This window comes from Streptomyces sp. NPDC037288, assembly GCF_055603265.1.
Window position 1 is genome coordinate 1 of the sequence record NZ_JBVJVY010000211.1, and the last position, 1,486, is coordinate 1,486.

Annotated in this window: 1 protein-coding gene; it reads left to right on the forward strand. The window is 71.8% G+C overall.

The features are described 5' to 3' along the window. Window positions 1-47: 47 nt before the first annotated feature. The coding region (locus ACZ7GZ_RS43340; protein ID WP_471033360.1) for a non-ribosomal peptide synthetase at window positions 48-1,486 on the forward strand (1,439 nt) is incomplete at its 3' end.

Below are 1,486 nucleotides of genomic sequence, written 5' to 3' on the forward strand. Positions count from 1 at the left end.
CGCCGGAGCGTTCGCAGGCGCGGCATCCACTGTTCCAGGTGATGCTGGTGCTGCAGAACACCGCCGCCGCCGACCTCCGCCTCCCCGGACTGGACACTCGAGTGCGCCGTATCGACACCGGCGCCGCCAAGTTCGACCTCGCCTTCGAGATGACCGAGCATCCGGACGGCGCGCTCGCGGGCCTGCTGGAGTACGCCACCGACCTCTTCGACCCGGCGACCGCGCGGTCCATCGCCGCACGGCTGGTACGACTCCTGGACGCGCTGACTGCCGACCCCGATGCACCCATCGGCTCCCACGACGTACTGGACGCCCGGGAACGGCGGCACGTGCTGGGAGAGTGGAGCGGCGCCGGGCGCGAGGTCTCGACTTCGACGGTACCCGAGTTGTTCGCGCGCCGGGTGGCGGCCGATCCGCAGGCGCCCGCGCTGGTCTCGGCGGACGGCGCACTGTCGGCCGCGGAACTCGACGCACGGGCGAACCGGTTGGCGCACCACCTCGTCGGCGCGGGTATCGGTACCGAGTCGATCGTCGCCCTCGCGTTGCCCCGATCCAGCACCGAACTCGTGGTCGCCGTGCTGGCGGTATGGAAGGCGGGCGGCGCGTATCTGCCGGTGGACCCGGCGTATCCGGCGGACCGGATCGCGTACATGCTCGACGACGCGCGCCCCGCGTTGGTCCTGGCCACCACCGAGACCACCGACCACCTGCCGGAAGACACGCAACCGGTCCTGCTCGACACCCTGGACCCGTCCCATGTGCCGGACACCGCACCGGATACACGCATCCTGCCGGCACACCCGGCCTACGTCATCTACACCTCGGGTTCCACCGGCCGCCCCAAGGGCGTCGTGGTCTCCCATGCCGGCGTCGCGAGCCTGCTGACCACCCAGGCGGAACGACTCGGTGTCGGACCCGGCAGCCGCGTCCTGCAGTTCGCCTCGCCCAGTTTCGACGCGGCCTTCTGGGAGCTGTGCATGAGCCTGCTCTCCGGCGCGGCCGTCGTCGTGGCGGGCACGGAAGGACTGCAACCGGGCGAGCCGCTGGCCGACACCCTCACCACACACCGAGTCACCCATGCCACCCTGCCCCCGGTGGTCCTGGCCGCGATGGACGCAACCGAGGACCTCCTGCCGGGCGGCACGCTCGTCTCGGCCGGTGAGGCCCTGTCGGGCGAGGTCGTCACCCGCTGGTCGGCGGACCGGAACCTGATCAACGCCTACGGCCCCACCGAGACCACCGTGTGCGCGTCCATGAGCGGCGCACTCGCTGCGGGCCAGAACCCACCGATCGGCCGGCCGGTCCTCAACAGCAGGCTCTACGTCCTCGACGCCCGCCTGCGCCCCGTCCCAGCAGGAGTGACCGGTGAGCTGTACATCGCCGGTGTCTCCCTGGCCCGCGGCTACCTCGGCCGACCGGGGCTGACGGCCGAGCGGTTCGTCGCCTGCCCCTTCGGGACCGCCGGGGAACGGATGTACCGAACCGG